17 protein-coding genes are annotated in these 18,215 nt (G+C 42.0%); 11 read left to right on the forward strand and 6 right to left on the reverse strand.

Annotated features, from left to right (window positions below; all coding sequences use genetic code 11):
• The first annotated feature begins 233 nt into the window (after window positions 1-233).
• Genes tkt through pgl form a run of 5 tightly spaced genes read left to right on the forward strand, consistent with a single transcriptional unit; the run spans window position 234 to window position 6,436 of the window.
• Entirely contained in the window at window positions 234-2,246 is a 2,013-nt protein-coding gene (tkt, locus tag GS399_RS09000; protein ID WP_160844272.1) for a transketolase, read from the forward strand.
• Window positions 2,246-2,707, forward strand: coding sequence for an RpiB/LacA/LacB family sugar-phosphate isomerase (locus GS399_RS09005; RefSeq protein WP_160844273.1), 462 nt, complete (start codon window positions 2,246-2,248; stop codon window positions 2,705-2,707). The genes tkt and GS399_RS09005 overlap by 1 nt, the downstream gene beginning before the upstream one ends.
• Before the next feature lie 56 nt (window positions 2,708-2,763).
• Complete coding sequence (gene gnd, locus GS399_RS09010; protein ID WP_160844274.1) at window positions 2,764-4,173, forward strand: NADP-dependent phosphogluconate dehydrogenase; 1,410 nt, start codon at window positions 2,764-2,766, stop codon at window positions 4,171-4,173.
• Between the two features lie 22 nt (window positions 4,174-4,195).
• Window positions 4,196-5,704 carry a glucose-6-phosphate dehydrogenase gene (zwf, locus tag GS399_RS09015; RefSeq protein ID WP_160844275.1) on the forward strand — a complete coding sequence of 503 codons (1,509 nt, stop codon included), beginning with the start codon at window positions 4,196-4,198 and terminating at the stop codon, window positions 5,702-5,704.
• A 9-nt stretch (window positions 5,705-5,713) separates the two neighbouring features.
• A complete protein-coding gene (gene pgl, locus GS399_RS09020; protein WP_160844276.1) occupies window positions 5,714-6,436 on the forward strand; it encodes a 6-phosphogluconolactonase in 723 nt (240 codons plus the stop codon).
• Window positions 6,437-6,451: 15 nt separating this feature from the next.
• On the opposite strand, the gene GS399_RS09025 is transcribed toward pgl, so the two are convergent.
• The 4 genes from GS399_RS09025 to GS399_RS09040 all read right to left on the reverse strand — a co-directional run bounded on the left by GS399_RS09025 (window position 6,452) and on the right by GS399_RS09040 (window position 11,306).
• A complete protein-coding gene (locus GS399_RS09025) occupies window positions 6,452-7,300 on the reverse strand; it encodes an NAD-dependent epimerase/dehydratase family protein (RefSeq protein WP_160844277.1) in 849 nt (282 codons plus the stop codon).
• Window positions 7,301-7,328: 28 nt separating this feature from the next.
• Window positions 7,329-8,756: an apolipoprotein N-acyltransferase gene (locus GS399_RS09030; RefSeq protein ID WP_160844278.1), complete on the reverse strand. Its 1,428-nt coding sequence runs from the start codon at window positions 8,754-8,756 to the stop codon at window positions 7,329-7,331.
• 105 nt (window positions 8,757-8,861) lie between these two features.
• A complete protein-coding gene (gene crtD / locus GS399_RS09035; RefSeq protein WP_160844279.1) occupies window positions 8,862-10,322 on the reverse strand; it encodes a 1-hydroxycarotenoid 3,4-desaturase CrtD in 1,461 nt (486 codons plus the stop codon).
• Complete coding sequence (locus GS399_RS09040) at window positions 10,323-11,306, reverse strand: 2-hydroxyacid dehydrogenase (protein ID WP_160844280.1); 984 nt, start codon at window positions 11,304-11,306, stop codon at window positions 10,323-10,325.
• 165 nt (window positions 11,307-11,471) lie between these two features.
• On the opposite strand from GS399_RS09040, the gene GS399_RS09045 reads away from it, so the two are divergent.
• From GS399_RS09045 to GS399_RS09060, 4 genes are all read left to right on the forward strand, one after another.
• A complete protein-coding gene (locus tag GS399_RS09045) occupies window positions 11,472-11,840 on the forward strand; it encodes a LiaF transmembrane domain-containing protein (RefSeq protein WP_160844281.1) in 369 nt (122 codons plus the stop codon).
• Window positions 11,841-12,119: 279 nt separating this feature from the next.
• Complete coding sequence (locus GS399_RS09050) at window positions 12,120-12,944, forward strand: LiaF transmembrane domain-containing protein (RefSeq protein ID WP_160844282.1); 825 nt, start codon at window positions 12,120-12,122, stop codon at window positions 12,942-12,944.
• Between the two features lie 48 nt (window positions 12,945-12,992).
• Window positions 12,993-14,030: a sensor histidine kinase gene (locus GS399_RS09055; RefSeq protein ID WP_160844283.1), complete on the forward strand. Its 1,038-nt coding sequence runs from the start codon at window positions 12,993-12,995 to the stop codon at window positions 14,028-14,030.
• Window positions 14,027-14,767, forward strand: coding sequence for a LytR/AlgR family response regulator transcription factor (locus tag GS399_RS09060; RefSeq protein ID WP_160844284.1), 741 nt, complete (start codon window positions 14,027-14,029; stop codon window positions 14,765-14,767). The genes GS399_RS09055 and GS399_RS09060 overlap by 4 nt, the downstream gene beginning before the upstream one ends.
• Window positions 14,768-14,774: 7 nt before the next feature.
• Here the strand turns inward: GS399_RS09060 and GS399_RS09065 are convergent, their stop codons facing one another.
• Window positions 14,775-15,275: a TlpA family protein disulfide reductase gene (locus GS399_RS09065; protein WP_160844285.1), complete on the reverse strand. Its 501-nt coding sequence runs from the start codon at window positions 15,273-15,275 to the stop codon at window positions 14,775-14,777.
• Window positions 15,276-15,633: 358 nt separating this feature from the next.
• Between GS399_RS09065 and GS399_RS09070 the strand changes: the two genes are divergently transcribed.
• Window positions 15,634-16,092: a hypothetical protein gene (locus tag GS399_RS09070; RefSeq protein WP_160844286.1), complete on the forward strand. Its 459-nt coding sequence runs from the start codon at window positions 15,634-15,636 to the stop codon at window positions 16,090-16,092.
• Between the two features lie 66 nt (window positions 16,093-16,158).
• Window positions 16,159-17,034, forward strand: coding sequence for a TraB/GumN family protein (locus GS399_RS09075; RefSeq protein WP_160844287.1), 876 nt, complete (start codon window positions 16,159-16,161; stop codon window positions 17,032-17,034).
• Here GS399_RS09075 and GS399_RS09080 read toward each other — a convergent pair whose 3' ends face one another.
• On the reverse strand, window positions 17,035-18,147 hold the full coding sequence (locus GS399_RS09080) for an AI-2E family transporter (protein WP_160844288.1): 1,113 nt from the start codon (window positions 18,145-18,147) through the stop codon (window positions 17,035-17,037). It abuts the gene before it with no gap.
• Window positions 18,148-18,215 lie beyond the last annotated feature (68 nt).

Below are 18,215 nucleotides of genomic sequence, written 5' to 3' on the forward strand. Positions count from 1 at the left end.
CCAACCGTCGAACAAATTTGTTTGTCCAGAATTCCTGTTGCATTTAATTTCATAAAACTGACAAACTTGATGAGTGATTGAAACGTTATCTTGACATTTATCACGAAGTTTTAGCTAATACTTTCTCAACTTTGAATCAATATTCGTGAATTAATAGTGTTTATTTTAAAACTTCGCTAATACGTAATAAATTCAACCCGAATACAATCCTTTTACCATAAAAAACTTCTGCTATGTCTCAACAAACAGACACGTCAATAGACCTTTTAAGCGTCAATGCAATCCGTTTCCTGTCTACCGATATGGTTCAAAAAGCAAATTCCGGCCACCCGGGCTTGCCGCTTGGTGCCGCGCCGATGGCTTATGTGCTTTGGAGCAAATTCTTAAGATTTAACGCTACTGATCCGCATTGGCCTAACCGCGACCGCTTTGTACTTTCGGCCGGGCATGGCTCGGCATTACTTTACAGCCTGTTGCATCTTTACGGCTTTGGACTAACACTGGAAGATGTAAAAAATTTCAGGCAGCTAGGCTCGAAAACTCCCGGCCACCCCGAATCGGTTTTAACACCAGGCGTCGAAGTTACTACAGGTCCGCTTGGGCAGGGATTCGGAAATGGCGTCGGCATTGCTATCGCGGAAGCCTTTTTAGCAGCAAAGTTCAATAAAGAAGGATTTGAAATTACTAGCCATTACACTTATGGTATAGTAAGCGATGGCGACCTAATGGAAGGCCTTGCTTCGGAAGCAGCATCGCTGGCAGGCCACCTAAAGCTTGGGAAGCTAATTTATTTATATGACGATAACAGCATCTCTTTAGATGGGCCGACCAGTCTGGCTTTTACAGAAGATGTAACTGCCCGATTCAACTCGTACGGATGGCACACAACAACCGTAGAGGACGGCAACGACCTGGCGGCAATTGAACAAGCCATAAGCGTAGCGCAGGCTGAGACCGAAAAACCATCGCTGATTTCTGTTAAAACGATCATCGGCTACGGTAGTCCGCAGGAAGGAACCAGTAAGGTTCATGGTAATCCACTGGGCGAGGAAAACCTGAAGAAAACCAAGGAGTTTTTTGGATGGGATCCTGACAAAACATTTTACGTACCGGCAGAAGTCAGCGAACACTTGTTAGAGCAAGGTAAAAAAGGCGTGTCTTTACAAAATGAATGGAACACACTTGTTGCGGCATATAGCAAAAGCTATCCCGAAGAAGGCGTGCAATTACAATTTGGATTTAAAGGAGAGCTTCCCGATGACTGGGATAAGGATTTTCCAACATTTGAAATTGATAAACCATTAGCAACACGCCAGGCATCGGGAATGGCGCTGGAAGCACTGAAAAAAAATATTCCATGGATAATTGGCGGCTCGGCCGACCTTGCCAGTTCTAATGAAACGCCAAAAGAAGGAGACGTAAGTTTCCAGCCTGGAAATTATCAAAATACGAATATTTGGTTCGGCGTACGGGAACATGCTATGGGTGCAGCTTTAAATGGTATGGCTTCACACGAAGGCGTAAAAGTTTACGGGGGCACATTTTTAACTTTTTCTGATTATATGCGTGGCGCCATCAGGCTTGCAGCTTTAACTGAAGCCCCTGTGACCTATATCTTCACTCATGACAGCATAGGACTTGGTGAAGATGGGCCGACACACCAACCAGTTGAACACGTTACAGCATTACGAACGATTCCAAACTTAACTGTAATTCGCCCGGCCGACGCTTACGAAACAGCCGAAGCTTGGAAAGTGGCGATAAACCGAAAAAAAGGACCAGTCGCGCTTATTCTGTCGCGACAGAAGCTGCCAATTCTTGATCAGGGCAAATATGCTCCGGCAAGTAACCTCAGTAAAGGTGCTTATGTTCTTAGCGATTCGGAAGGTACTCCTGACGTGATATTAGTTGCCACCGGCTCTGAAGTTCAGCTTGTTTTAGGGGCTCAGGAGAAATTAAAACAAGACGGAATCAAAGCCCGCGTGGTAAGCATGCCAACCTGGGAACTATTTGACAAACAAGATCAAAACTACAAAGACAGCGTTTTCCCACCACAGATTCGTAAGAGAGTGGCAGTAGAAGCGGGCGTTACAATCGGCTGGTACAAATACGTAACATCTGATGGCGTTGTAATCGGACTAGACAGGTTTGGAGATTCAGGCCCCGGAGAAGAAGTTTTTAAACATTTTGGCTTTACCATTGATAACGTTTATGAGAAGGCAAAAGCTCTTGTTAACAAGATATAATGAAAATTGGAATTGCTGCCGATCATGCCGGCTTTGAAATAAAACAAGCACTTGTCAAATTATTGCATGATGCCGGATATGATGTTAAAGATTATGGCGCTCATGAATTCAATGCTATTGACGATTATCCTGATATCGTTCTCCCGCTTGGCGAGGCGATAGCCAAGGGAGAAGTTAGTCGTGGAATAGCAGTATGTGGCAGTGGAGTTGGCGTTTCTGTAGCCGCTAACAAAATACAAGGAGTCCGTGCTGCGCTAATTACGGAAACATATTCGGCTCATCAGGGCGTTGAACACGACGATATGAATCTCATTTGCATTGGTGGCCGTGTTTTAGGTCAATCGCTTATATGGGATATCGTTCGCGCTTTTCTTGATGCAAAGTATGATGGCGGTGAACGTTTTCAGCGTCGCCTTGACAAAGTTATTGCATTAGAAAAAGCCAATTTCAATAAACCTTAAATAAAAGTGATGTAGATTTACCGGCATAATCACGCATATAAATCTAAATTTAAAACATGGAATTACACGATTTTGGCATAGTTGGCCTGGGTGTTATGGGAAGAAACCTTCTTTTAAATATGGCAGATCATCATTTTGCTGTTGCCGGCCTGGACCTCGATACCGAAAAAGTCGCATCTTTAAAGACCGAAGCATCAGAAGGACATCGCGTTCATGGTACTAATTCGGCTGAAGAATTTGCCGGCATGCTTAAAACGCCAAGAGCTATCATGTTACTCGTTCCTGCCGGAAAACCCGTTGATTCGGCTATTCATAGTCTTTTACCGTTTCTCGAAAGCGGGGATATTATTATCGATGGCGGAAATTCTCAATTTACCGATACCGACCGCCGCGTTACTGAGCTCGCTGAAAAGAACATTCATTTCTTCGGAATGGGTATCTCCGGTGGCGAAAAAGGCGCTCGATTCGGACCAAGCATGATGCCGGGCGGAAATAAAGAAGCCTATGAAAGGTTGCGTCCGATCTTCGAGGCAGTTGCTGCCAAAGTAAACGGCGAACCTTGTGTTGAATATTTAGGAAACGGATCTGCCGGCCATTATGTAAAAATGGTTCACAATGGTATCGAATATGGCATTATGCAGCTTATCTCAGAAGCTTACGATTTAATGAAACGCGGGCTTCGTTTAAGCGATGAAAAAATTCAGCAAACCTTCAGCGATTGGGATCAAAGTGAACTTAAGTCATTCCTGATAGAAATTACTGCCGAGGTGCTGAACAAGGTCGATGACGAAACCGGCAAACACCTTGTCAATCTCATCTCCGACCGTGCGCGAGCAAAAGGTACAGGTAAATGGACATCGCAAAATGCAATGGATTTACAGGTTCCGGTACCTGTAATTGATGCCGCAGTGATGATGCGTGATATATCTACCTACAAAAATGAACGTATCGAAGCTGAAAAAGCATTTCCATTTGCTATACCTACCGAATATGCAGATAACGCTGACGACATCATTGATTCGATAAAACATGCGCTGTATTTCGCTATGTTGACAACGTATGCACAGGGCCTGGCTCAATTGAAGGTAGCATCCAACACATATAATTATGACCTCCGATTGGAAGAAGTTGCCAAAATATGGCGGGGCGGATGTATCATACGAGCCGTTTGCCTGGAAGATTTCCGCAAAGCTTATTCAAGGAATCCTGATCTAGCCAACATACTTCTGGACAAGGAAATTGGAGAACAGGTCATTGCAAGAGAAAAAGCAATACGTTCAGTAGTTAAGCTGGGAGTTGATATGGGAATTCCTTTGGCCGCGCTTATGTCGTCACTGGCATATTTCGATTCATATCGCAGCGCACAACTTCCGACAAATTTAATTCAGGCGCAGCGGGATTATTTTGGTGCTCATCAATATGAGAGAACTGACCGGGAAGGAATTTTTCATACTCACTGGGACTAACCTTATTAAGCATTAGAAATTTATGAAAACCGGCAATACAGCAACTCCAGCAATCATTGTAATCTTTGGTGGCACCGGCGATCTTGCAAAAAGAAAACTTATACCTGCATTTTATCACCTGTTCCTCGAAGGATGGCTGCCAGAAAAGTTTGAAATAATCGGCCTCGGCAGAACCGAGCTTGACGACAAATCATATCGCGATCGTTTATTGGAAGGTTTGAAAGAATTTTCAAGAAGCGGAGATCCGGACAATGAGAAATGGGAAAAATTCAGCCAGTCTGTCACTTATTTCCAGTCGAACATTAACGACGCTGCTTCTTACACACAATTGGCAAAAAAAATCACTGCCCTCGATAAAGAATGGGGAAGCCGGGCAAACAGACTATTTTATCTTTCTGTGGCGCCGCAATTTATTGAAGCAGCAACAACCAATATAAACAAGGCGTCGCTCGCCGACGAACCAAAAGCGGATAGAATTATCATCGAAAAACCGTTCGGCCACAATAAAGAAACAGCGATTGCTCTGAACAAACTCCTTACCAGCACCTTCCAGGAAGAGCAGATTTACCGGATTGATCACTACCTCGGAAAAGAAACCGTTCAGAATATCCTTGCATTTCGTTTCGCTAACGCGCTTTTTGAACCCGTGTGGAACAGAAACTATATCGATTTCGTGCAAATTACCGTTGCCGAGCAGGTTGGTGTTGAGGATCGCGCAGACTATTATGACACGTCGGGTGCATTGCGGGATATGATTCAAAATCACCTTTTGCAAATATTATGCATGGTTGCCATGGAAGCGCCCGTTTCCTTTGAGGCTGAAGAGATAAGAAATCGCAAAGTAGATGTGCTGCGAGCCGTACGCAGGCTGAAGCCTGACGAAGTACATAAATATGCCGTACGAGGGCAATATGGTCCAGGGTGGCTAGAAGGCAAAAAAGTTCCTGGCTACAGACAGGAAGAGAATGTTGACCCGCAATCAAATACCGAAACATTTGCCGCAATCAAATTTTATCTTGATAACTGGCGCTGGCAAGATGTTCCATTCTACCTGCGAACAGGAAAAAGAATGCAGGAAAAAACGTCGACCATATCAATCCAATTCAGGCCCGTTCCTCATTCCACTTTCTCTGGAAGGCAGGCAGACAGCTTAATGCCTAACAGGCTGACCATTAACATACAGCCTCAAATGGATATTCGTCTGCGTTTTACAACAAAGCGGCCCGGCCTTGAAATGGATCTTAACCCAGCCGATATGATCTTTGATTACGATACTTGCTCCACTCAAACACCGGAGGCATATGAAACACTTCTGCTTGACGCCATGCAGGGTGATGCCACTTTGTTTATGCGGTCAGACCAGGTTGAAGAGGCATGGGATGTAATTACGCCTATTTTGGAAACCTGGGAATCACGACCATCGCTTGATTTTCCGAATTATGCAGCAGGCTCATGGGGACCGGAAAATTCGGAAGCTTTAATAGCGAGAGAAGGACATGTTTGGGCATTAAACGCTCACTTAATCGATTAACAGCACACTATGATCCGAATTTTTGATAACACTGAAGACTTAAGCCGCGCGGCTGCAGATTTGTTTTTACAGGCCGCGACAGAATCAATCAGCCAAAACGGACAGTTTAATGTCGCATTAACCGGTGGATCGTCTCCTGTAAAACTCTATCAATTATTGTCCCAGCCCCCATACAGCGAACAGATTCAATGGGATAAAGTGTTTGTATTCTGGGGAGATGAACGTTGGGTTCCGCTTGACGACGAACGTAGTAATGCAAAAATGGCCTATGAAACGTTGTTGAATCATTTGCCGGTCAAACCGGCAGGGGTTTTTCCAATGTGGGCCGATAAAATGCAACCGGCGGAATTCGCTGAACGCTACGAACAAACGCTTAAACTTCACCTTGGCAGTAATCCCCAGTTTGATCTGATTCTTTTAGGAATGGGTGACGACGGCCATACTGCTTCACTGTTTCCCGGAACGGATGTGTTACGTGAAGAGTCAAAATTAGTAGACGCCTATTATCTCGTTCCACAGGATATGTTTCGCGTTACATTAACTGCGCCGGTTATTAACCAGGCAAAGCATATCGCGGTTATCACTTACGGTGAAAAAAAAACGAATGCTTTGTATGAAGTTTTGGAAGGCGAGAAAAATCCGGAGAAGTACCCTTCGCAACTACTTAATCCCAGAGGCGGAGACATAACCTGGTTTGTCGACAAAGAAGCGGCTGCCAAGTTATCTTCATAGCTAAACTGCCGAAATTCATGTGAGATCGTTCAACAAGCGTTCGAATGTGAATTTCGGTTCATATCCCAATACCTCCTGTGCTTTTGCCGGCACATAAACCCGGTCGATACTGCCAGGAAATGTCCAGCCCTTCGAATTATATACTTTTTCAGCCTCCGGAAAGTATTTCAATATCACATCCCTGGGATTTTCTTTCAGAGCAGCCAGATCTTCTTTTATAAACGGCGAACCGCTTGAGATATTAAAAATCTCAAAATCGCGGAATGTATGCTCCATCCCCAGCCTCAAAGCTTCGGCGCCGTCTCGTTCATCCAATCCACGGTACAAACGATGATTAACTTTAAGATTTTCGGGTTCAGGCAAAAATCGCCCGACGCGGTATACAGAGGCTTGCAGTCCTTCCTTGTAGAAAAAGTCTTTACATAATTGTTCGGCTGTCTGCTTGGTGATATCATAAATGTCCCTTGGTTCAATTTGCAAAAATTCATCAACCCAAACCGCCCGTTCAGAATTAACCATCGAACTCCCATAGATGGAAGTAGTGCTTGTAAACAGGAATTTTTTAACGCCATTTTTAACGCAGGCGTTTAATAAATTAAGCGTTCCGAGGATATTTGTTTCAACAAAATCTATTCTGGGATAATTGAGCTCATAGTGTTTACCGTGAATTGCCGCCGTATGAATTACGACATTTACAGATTTCGTTATTCTTTCAACAGCTTCCTTATTTTGCACATCTATATCGACGTCAGTAGTTTGCGCAGGACTAATATCCGCACCTAAAACATCATATTTATGAGATCGCAGGTGATTGACAAGTGCCGAGCCCAATTGACCAGAAGATCCCGTGACTAATATTTTCATTTGCTGATTTGGAGTTGGCCGTAATTCATCATGCTGCAAATCGATTGCTTCCTTTTCTTGATTTAACGATGGTAAGTGCTAGCAGCGTTATCGCCGTTAGTAAATTTGCTATCGCAAACCAGTCGCCGAACCTTGTGTACAACGTAGCGCTTCCACCTAACGAAACATTTCCAATCAATAACGCCGTCTGTCCTTCTGAGCTATTTTTCTCATAAACAACGCGACCATAATAATCGCTGATCGTCAACCTCCCCTGCCGAGCTGTTCTAACTTCTGAAAATCCGTTTTCAACACCTCTTAATATGGCCATCCTCGAATGCAGCCAGTCGTCTTTGGTAAAATCCCAGGCTGGAACGCACAAAAAGTTCAGCTGCATAAGTCCATACTTTCTAACGTACCCACCAAAATCCATGTCCTTACATATTGCGGTGCCAGTTTGCAGCTTATTAAACTTAAACACCCCTATCGAATTTCCGGGATTAAACTGAGTTTCCAATCCCTTAATCAAATGTGCTTTGTTATAGTCTACTTCGGTTAAACCGGTATTGCTTACCACTAACGACGAATTATGAACTTTTTCTCCGGAATAATCAGCGCATCCTATTACCAGATATACATTATTTTGCATTGCCAATTCCCGGATTGAACTTACTGTGGCAGATTGGTTTTGCTTATCGATGTCAATAGCTCTCTCAGGTAACACAATTAATTTAGCTCCGCTGGCGGCTGCCTTCGCTATCAATTTTGAATACTCATTCAAAGCAGCTTTCGACTTAAGTGTATCAGGCGTATTGGAACGATTATGAAATTTTTCATCGGCAGAGATCAAGCCGACCTTAAGCTGTTGTTTGCTTTTATTCCCTGCCTGAAGCCGAATAAATCCGTAAACTAATACAGCAATTATCGTTAAAACACTGGCTACAAGCGGTTTTCTATACCTTGAAAAATGGTTACGATTTATCCACGCAATTGAAATAACTGAAGAAAACAGTGAAAGTATAAACGTAATTCCTAACACTCCGGTTAATGATACAATCTGAATAAGCGGAAGGAAATCAGCTTGCGTATAAGCAATACTTCCAGCAGTCCCATCAGGAGAAATTGCAAACATTAAAAATTCAAACCCTGTGTAAATGACTGGAAATGCTAGAACAGCAGGCCAGCCGTTGTTTTTTCGAACAATAAAGCGTGAAGCTAAAACTAGCAGACTGGAGATCAATGGGATCAGGATAGTATAAATTACAGCTGGCACCAGTGTCATTATGCTTATCAAATAAGTTAGCCAGCTAAGTCGGCCGATTAAAAAAGCAAAGAATGAAACTGTAAAGGCGACTTTTGCAGCGTCAGTATACGCGACAACTAAAACTGGAACGGGCGCAAACCATAACAAGGCGGCCAATTGCCCGTCTATGCCATTTGAGAAATACAATAACACTCCGGAAATTATAGTTGCCAATAACCGGGTAAGTCTTTTATTTAAAATCGTAGGTTTGGCTGAAGCTTCCAAATGGTTTATTATCTAAACTACCATTAATCAACAAGTTACAAAAATCAGTTACAGCTAATTTATTAAATCGGAAACTATTTTTGCTGACAGCAGAGCTAATGGAATACCGCCTCCCGGATGCACACTTCCGCCCGCGAAATAAAGTCCTTTTATTTGGGATGAAAAATTTGCATGCCGCAAAAAAGCCGCAAATAGATTATTAGAACTTGTTCCGTAAAGTGATCCCTGGTAAGATGACGTTTTTTCCTCGATCGATCGCGGGTCGAGAATCTCTTCACAGGTGATCAACGACTCAAGATTCACGTTAAGCATGCGGGAAAGCTTCGCGATAATATGCCGCCTCGAAACCGCAATCAGATCGTCCCAATCTTGTCCGCTATTTGACGGCACATTTATCATGACAAACCAATTTTCACAACCCGGAGGCGCATCATCCGGTTTAAATTTCGAGCTGATATTGACGTATATCGTGGGATCTTCATCAACGGTTTGCTCTTGCCAGATGCTGTTAAATTCCTTTTCATAATCATTACTGAAAAAAATGTTATGCAAATCTAATACAGGAAATTGCCGTGATATCCCCCAGTAAAAAATCAATGCAGAACTGCTTCTCTCCTGTTTAAGCATTTTTTCAGGCGCTATAACATTTCTCAGTAACCGCTTGTATGTGAACCATACATCCATATTTGAAACGATTATATCTGCAGGCAGGGTTTTACCACCAACAACCACTCCCGTGACTTTATCATTGCTGTATTCAATTTTTTCCACTGGCGAGGAAAAATTAAATCGAACTCCGATCTCTTCCGCCAGTTTAACGAGCGACAAGGTAATGGCATACATTCCGCCGTCCGGAAAATAAGCGCCATAATGCTGTTCCAAATGAGGAATAACATTTAAAGTTGCAGGCGCTTTGTATGGATTTGACCCATTATAAGTGGCATACCTGTTAAAAAATTGCTGTGTCCGCTTGTCATTAAAAAAGCTTTTGTTCGCCAAAGCCATGGTACGCAATGAGTCGATCTTGCCAAGTTGAAAGATCGATTTGATAGTATTCCAATTTAAGTATGTGGATAGCTTATGAAGCGATTTCTCAAGAAATACATGATTGGTTATTGAGTAGATCCGCGCACTGTTTTTTAAGAAGCGATTTACAGACTCAGTTGTATCAGAAGTTTTAGCTGCAATTTCGCCTGCTAATTTTTCCTGATCTGAAAAAGCCGAAATCATCGTTCCGTCTTCATAAAAATAATTGCAAACGACTTCCAGCTTCGTATAATTAAAATATTGCCGGGGATTTTTACCTGCTAATAAAAATAGTTCATCCACGTATTGAGGCATGGTAAAAAGGCTCGGACCAGCGTCAAACCGGTAGCCATTTATGTTTATAACAGAAAGTTTACCGCCTGGATGGTTATTAGACTCAAAAACCTGAACATCGTATCCCTTTATCCGGAGCCTGATTGCAGAAGCAATTCCGGCGACTCCGGCGCCGATAATAATTGCTTTTGGCATTTAAACTAAGCAGTTAGCATTTGCAGCACCTTCCCCTATATCGGCAGCATTTTGCAACGTCGTCGCCGCAATTTCATGTAGTGCTTCAGTAGTAAAGAAAGCCTGGTGTGCAGTAACGAGAACATTTGGAAAACTCATTAACCGAAGGATCATGTCGTCGTCGATAACACTTTCTGACAGATCCCGAAAAAAAAGCTTTTCTTCCTGCTCGTAAACGTCGATACCCAGATATCCTAAATGGCCGATTTTTAATGAGTGAATTACGTCTTTCGTGCAAATAACAGCTCCGCGGCTTGTATTTATCAGCATGGCGCCGGGTTTCATTTTTTGCAGGTTATCCTTATTTATCAGATGGCGCGTTTCATCTGTAAGCGGGCAATGGATGGAAATGATGTCCGACGAAGTCAGCACTTCGTCAATGCTGGTAAGTTTGATATATTCGGGTGCGGCATTCGTAACAGGATCATAAGCGATAACCCTACAGCCGAAACCGTTCATGATCGCAGCGAAAGCTACCCCTATTTTTCCTAACCCGATCACTCCGACAACTTTTCCGTAAAGGTTAAAACCCGTTAAACGTTCCAGCGAAAAATTCCCTTCCCGTACCCTGTTATAGGCTTTATGGGTTTTTCTATTCAACGTTAAGATCATTGCCACAGCATGCTCTGCAACAGCTTGCGGCGAGTAGGCAGGCACGCGTGCCACATGTATGCCAAGCTCCTTTGCCGCTGGCAGATCAACCTGATTAAATCCTGCACAACGCAAAAGCACTGCTTTAATTCCAACGTTAGCCAGTTCTTCCAGTGTTTCTCTGTCCAGATGATCGTTTACAAATGTGCAGACCGCATCGTGCCCCTTTGCCAAGACCGCCGTTTTTTTTGTCAATGCGCTCTCCAAAAAAGTAAGCTCATGATCGAATTCGCTTTTGATTGACTCAAATGAATCTTTGTCGTAAGATTTGGAGCTAAAAAAAATCAGTTTCATAGGCGCTGTTTTATACGAAACTACGGATTTTAAGACTGATTAGTAAGAGTTCAGGAAATTTAACCGCCTGTTATCATGAATTCACCGAAGCTTTTCATCAGGTAAGCGAACAGGGATTGATGCGCTTTCGCGGCAAGAATATCTTTGATTCAAAATCAATTGGAAATGAACTTGGAAAGCAAAAAATCGCAAAATGGCAGCGCCGCAGTAGGCTTCGCCATGTTAACTGTCGGAGGTATTTTATTAGCAAATCAAATGGGTGCTAATTTCCCGGGATGGCTTATCAGCTGGCCGATGTTATTGATAGTTTTAGGAATTGTTTCTGGTATCAAACACCGGTTTACAAAACCCGGAGCGTTTATTTTACTAATTATTGGCACAGCGTTTTTGCTGGAAAATTACTTCCTGGCAGCTCATATATCGGTTTTATGGCCAATGTTATTAATCGGCTGGGGAGTATGGGTAATCTTAAAACCTTCTAAACAGCATACTTGCTGGAGACGCAGTCAAATGAATAATAGCGTTGGCAGCTAAACGGCCTTTACGAGGATTTATATCCCACTATATATATTCAATGACAGCCGCACTGAGAACCAGCGCGGCTTTTATTTTGTTAAACTTTTTAGCGTTCGGCTATCTATCCAAAGACAAAACAAAATCCCTGTAATCCGCCGACTTTTAAGAAATTCAAAAACTCCGGTCAAAAATTTCACCGATCATTTTCCTTACTTTACCGAGTAGATGCGTAACCCGGCATGCTGTGTGTTGTTAGATGTTTTAACAACTAATACATTTGATGTAAATATTTAAATCATGAGCGAACTAACTAAAAATAAAAACAAAGGATCGGGACGTGCGATAGCGGGGTTGTTAATACTTGGTTTCGGATGCCTTCTCCTGTTAAACCAGGTAGGCGTTTATTTCCCTCACTGGATATTTGGCTGGCACACCTGGCTGATTTTATGGGGTATATTTATTGGCGTACGTAATAACTGGAAAGGCGCTGGAGCTTTTATAATGATTGGTGTAGGTGTTGTTTTTATGATCGACGACATGTTTCCCGACTTTGACACATCGGCCTTTGTATGGCCTATGATAATTATTGGATTCGGGCTTTTCATGATCTTCGGCCGCAGAAGCAAGGCTTTTAAAGATATGATGTACAATCGTAACAAAAAGTTTGATTGGGACAGACGCCAGTTCCAGGGTCCGGGATATACTGCCGAATCTTCGGAAACCTTTAGCAATACTACTGAAGATGGTCCGCAGCCAGATCAGCCTAACAATAGTGGTACATACTACGATGACTTTATTGATTCAGTATCAATTTTTGGAGGAACAAAGAAAAATGTTTATTCGAAAAGCTTCCGCGGCGGCGATATAGTAAACTTTATGGGTGGGGCCGAAATCAATTTCACACAGGCTGATATCAAAGGACGCGTAGAGCTGGATGTAACACAGATTTTCGGTGGTACAAAAATTATCGTTCCTCCACATTGGGAAGTACAATCGGAAATGGCTGCTATTTTTGGCAGCGTTGAGGATAAGCGTCATATACAACAACAGGCAACATCAGATAAAGTATTAGTTATTAAGGGAACTTCCATTTTTGGAGGAATTGATATTCGCAGTTTTTAACCGAATACTGCCCGAAAATAACTAATCATCAACCAAACTATTTTACTGATGGCAACATCTCTTTTACACAGTACCCGCCTTAAACTGATTTTTCTCGGATCATGGGTTGGCTGGTCACTGCTACAGATCGGATTATTGTGGTGGCTTGATCTCGACTGGAATACTGCTTTAATAGATTCGCTTGTCAGCAATACTTTATTAATGGCTGCCAGCGCTTTAATAAGCAATAACCTCCAATTTTACCAACCCGAAAAAGGGAGGTACGCCTATGTAGCAATTTGGTGCCTCATCTTGTCAGCGATCTACGTATTTGCCGGCCAATGGATTGTAGGTTATCTCGAGCCACAAAAAACCGCTTACCTCGATTTTTTCTATAAATCACTTCCGGTTAGGTTTAGCTTCGGATTTTTAATGATAGGCTGGGTTGCACTATTAAGCATTATCTGGTATACGAGGCAAGATCAGCGCGAGGCTGAAAAACGCAAAGCAGACGCCGAACGGTTGTCGCGCGAAGCAGAACTTTATAAATTGCGACAACAGCTGCAGCCGCACTTCCTGTTCAACAGCCTTAACTCAATTAGTGCGCTGGTGGGCCGTAAACCTGAAGAAGCCAGGACCATGGTTCATCAGCTTTCGGATTTTTTACGCGGAACCTTGCGTAAAGAAGAAAATGAATGGGTGACACTGGCCGAGGAATTACAGCATTTGCAGCTTTATCTTGATATAGAAAAAGTTCGCTTTGGTCACCGGTTAACAACGGAAATCTCGCAAGGCGAAGGCTGCGGGGATTTAAAACTTCCGGCAATGCTTTTGCAACCTTTGGTAGAAAATGCAATAAAATTCGGGCTTTACGACACCACCGGATTAGTTATCATTTCCATAAACGCATGCTGCGAGGACAATTACCTGGTGCTGACTATCCAGAATCCATATGATCCGAATACCTCAAATCCACGGCGTGGAACTGGTTTTGGGTTAAGCGGAGTAAAAAGGCGCCTTTATCTTTTATTTGCAAGGCACGACTTGCTACAAACTTCGGGAGAAACGAATATATTTACCACTTCGGTAAAAATTCCGCAGGTATGATTAAAACAATACTCATTGACGACGAACCCCTGGCCCGTGAAGTGGTCAAGGAATATCTCGAAGCATTTCCTCAGGTGCAGGTTATAGAAGAATGTGGCGACGGCTTTGAAGGCCTTAAAGCCATTCAACAACATCAACCCGACCTGATATTCCTGGATATACAAATGCCAAAGATCAACGGGTTCGAAATGTTGGAATTGATTGATCAGCCGCCCGCCGTTATTTTCACCACTGCTTTTGATGAATACGCAATCAGGGCATTCGAAGCGCATGCGGTCGACTACCTTTTAAAACCTTTTGGCAGAGACCGCTTTAATAAAGCCGTAAACAAATGGCTGGAGCAACAACATAGCGAACGTTCGAAACAAAATGCCTATGCAGTTGCGGAAGCTGTTACTCAAACCTCCGAACATGATCGCGTGGTGGTTAAAACCGGTTCCAAGATTACCATTATTCCTGTAACAGATATAGAGTTCCTGGAAGCGGATGACGATTATGTAAAGATCCACACGTCAGCCGGCTCCTATCTTAAAAATAAAACGATGAGTTATTTCGATCAATGGCTTAGCGCGAAGCAATTTGTGCGGATTCACCGATCGTTCATCGTCCACGTTGACCAGATCACCCGGCTCGATCCGTATGAAAAAGAGACTTATACAGCAATTTTGAAAAACGGAAAAAAATTGCCGGTAAGCAAAACCGGCTATGGAAAATTAAAACAGGTGTTGGGATTATAACAACCCCTTACCTGTTTATCGCTTTTATAATATCGTTAACATCATGCTGTCCACTGAAATATTCTATTAAACTTCCATTAGCAGCGTAAGCATACATGGCCGGAAATTTAGTTGGCTGAAACGTTGGAATAAATTGACGCAGACTATCTGTCAATACCGTTACGTTCTTTTGTCCATACAGCTTTTTCCCGTAGGACTCCATAAACTTAACTATCTCGGTTTTGCCGTCCATAGAAACAAGGTAAAAGTTCACGTTTTTAAAATCAGTGAAACGGTTTCCGATATCTTTCATTTCATGCTGGCAATGCTCACAACTTGTGTCGAACAAAATAATCATGCTCTTTTTCCCGCTTTTGATATCTGCACGTGTAAACGGCTTGTCATTAAGCGTTTTGAAAGAGAAATCAGGAATTGTAGGCGGCTGATATTGCTGCGATTTACTTTGGTTACATCCTACCGACATTATAAAAACCAGGCAGCAAAGGCCGGTTAGAAATTTCTTCATCATATTTTATTGTAACAACAGTTAATAAGAGTTTAAAATTAGCTAAAAGAGCTTAAAAACAAAACTTATAATAATCAGCACATATTATTGATAAGTAACAATTTGGCCAAATGTTTTAATTTAATAATCGTAATTAAGACGGCCTAAAATTGTCATATTAATATCAATTGAATTTCTTTTTGAAAAATCCATTCAATTATCACCCTGCTTTATTAACAAATTCTCAATCACACATGCCTTTTTAAAGATAATTTTATCAAAGCCGTAAAAATTATGAAAATTCGATAAATTACATACAGTTTATTTAAAAGTTTATCAAAATATACTGATATTTGTTGCGGAGAATTTAAAAAAAAATAAAATGAAAAAGTTATTAATAACCTTATCAATCGCAACAACATTAACGACAGCTGCATTTGCTGACATCAAAGTTGATGACAAAGGAAAAAACAAAGACGCTACTACAACTGCCCAATATCAATTTGCATTCGAATTTAAAAATGCAAAAGATGTTGAATGGACTGTTACACCTTCCCAGCTTCAAAAAGCTACTTTCACGTTAGACGGTGTTAGCACTGCTGCCTTTTATAATATGGATAATGAGCATGTTGCGACAACTCAATATGTAGATGCAAAAGAATTGCCTGCAAATGCAGTTTCACAAATCCAAAAATATTATAAAGGATATACTATCGGCCAGGTTGTTAAATACATTGATGCTGATCCGGTTTACTTTGTTGACTTGAAAAACGACAAAGAAGAACTACTGATTAGCGTTACTAAAGACAACAGTGTTGGTTTCTTTAAACAAATCAAATAATCCTGCGAAAAATATAGCCTTGTAAAAGCCGGAAGCAATTCCGGCTTTTGGCGTATATTGGGGGTGATGAAACGCTTTTTAACGCTCATTTTTTTCTCGCTAAATGCATACGCTACTGTTTATGGACAATCAAATGGTTCGTTGCTATGGCAAATCAGTGGCAATAAGCTCACCAAAGCTTCTTACCTGTTTGGCACTTATCATTTAATTGGGAAAGATTTTATAGACACTCTTCCCGGTGTGATGAACAGTTTTAATAAATGTGAGATGGTGGCAGGCGAGATAATAACAGAAGATCAGATTCTGATGGCTCAGAAGATGATGCCTTATATAATGGCAAACGATTCCACTCTCGACAAAGTTCTCAATCCGATGGAATACCGTAAACTTGACCACTATATTCACGATAAAACCGGCGCGGCTGCAAGCGCGTACAACTTTTTCAAACCTGCTATGGTGCAGTACACGTTGCTTGTTATGAGCTCACCCAAAACAATTTCTGACACTAACCCACCGCTTGATATCTACTTCCAGGATCACGCCAGGCAACAAAATAAAACTACTGTTGGATTCGAAACACTGGACGAGCAGGCCAAACTGCTTTTCAATTCACCGATAACAAAGCAAAAGGACGACTTGATGAGGTATATAGCCGATTCTGCTAAAAACGACTCGGCAGCAACGCAATTATTTAAAAGTTACCAGCAGCAGGATATACCGAAATTGGAAAAATTATTGGCTGATGAAGATGATATGTCGCCCGAGGACAGGACAAAACTTCTCTCCGCCCGGAATAAAAAGTGGATGCCCAAGATCTTGAATCTATTAAATAACCATTCTGTATTTATCGCAGTTGGCGCAGGTCACCTATTTGGAACTGATGGCTTAATCGAACTCTTACAACAAAAAGGTTATCGCGTGACGCCGGTGAACACGAAATAATTAATTCGTGTCTTCTACAATTTTTTCGGAAACTGACGACTTTTTTCTCCGGAAACTAATACGACGAACATTAGTTGGAATTTCATCGCCCAGCAACTTGCCCCAGGGCTTTAATTCATCAATCCTGTCGAACACAATTTTAATTATCGCAACAAAGGGTATCGACAAAAACATTCCGGCAACGCCCCATAACGCACCGCCTAACAGCACCACGATAATTGAAAAAAGTGCATTTATCTGAACTTTAGATGAGACAATACGCGGCACAAGTATATTGTTATCTATAAATTGAATAACCGCGTAGGCAGCAATGATTCCGAGTTGAGTCGAAAACCCATCCTTCGTTACCGTCGCCATAAGGACAGGTAATGCTATCGCAATTATTCCCCCGATATAAGGCAACATATTAAGCAAAGCGCCCAGCACTCCTAATAATATGGCGTACTTTACATCAAGTATTAGCAAAGCAGTTGAATTCAAAATAGCCACGCACGCAGCCTCAAGCAACAATCCAACCATATAGCTTTGAATCGCCAGCTTGGTTTGATTCAACACTTCCTGGACCTTCTTTGAATGCTCATCAGCAAACACATCATACAAAAAATTGAGCATTAATGGTTTATAGAGAAGCAATAGAAATATGTAAACCGGAACAAGAAGTATCAGTCCCAATGTGCCGAAGGCTGATCCCAAAGCTGTACCGACCAAGGCCTTACTGCCGTCAATTCCATCATTAACCATTTTTAGCTGCTTGTTTATTGCGATGCCAAATTCCTGTTGCACCCAATGTTGCAGCTGACCTTGCAGCGTATGAAATTTCTCCTTTAATACCGGGTATGTTTCGCTAAAATTTGCAATCTGAGAGGAAAGAAAGTAAAGAATTCCGCCTAACACAAGTACTCCTAATAACATAGAGAGTATGATAGAAACGACAGTCGGAAGCCTGTTCTTTTTTAACTTATTGACCAACGGATTGAGCAATATGGCAATGATCAATGCGAACGCAAGTGGAGAAAAAATATCTTTCAGATTTAGCAACGCATAAGCCAGAAGTGTTAAACCGAATAACACTACGGTGCTTTTAACAAAAAAAGGGTATTGTTTTACTGCCATATGAGCACAAAACCCTGTAAAAATCAAATAGTTTTATCCGGCTCAAATAAAAAAGGCCGGCAAGCCGG

The organism is Hufsiella arboris, assembly GCF_009834875.1.
Lineage (GTDB): Bacteria > Bacteroidota > Bacteroidia > Sphingobacteriales > Sphingobacteriaceae > Hufsiella_A > Hufsiella_A arboris.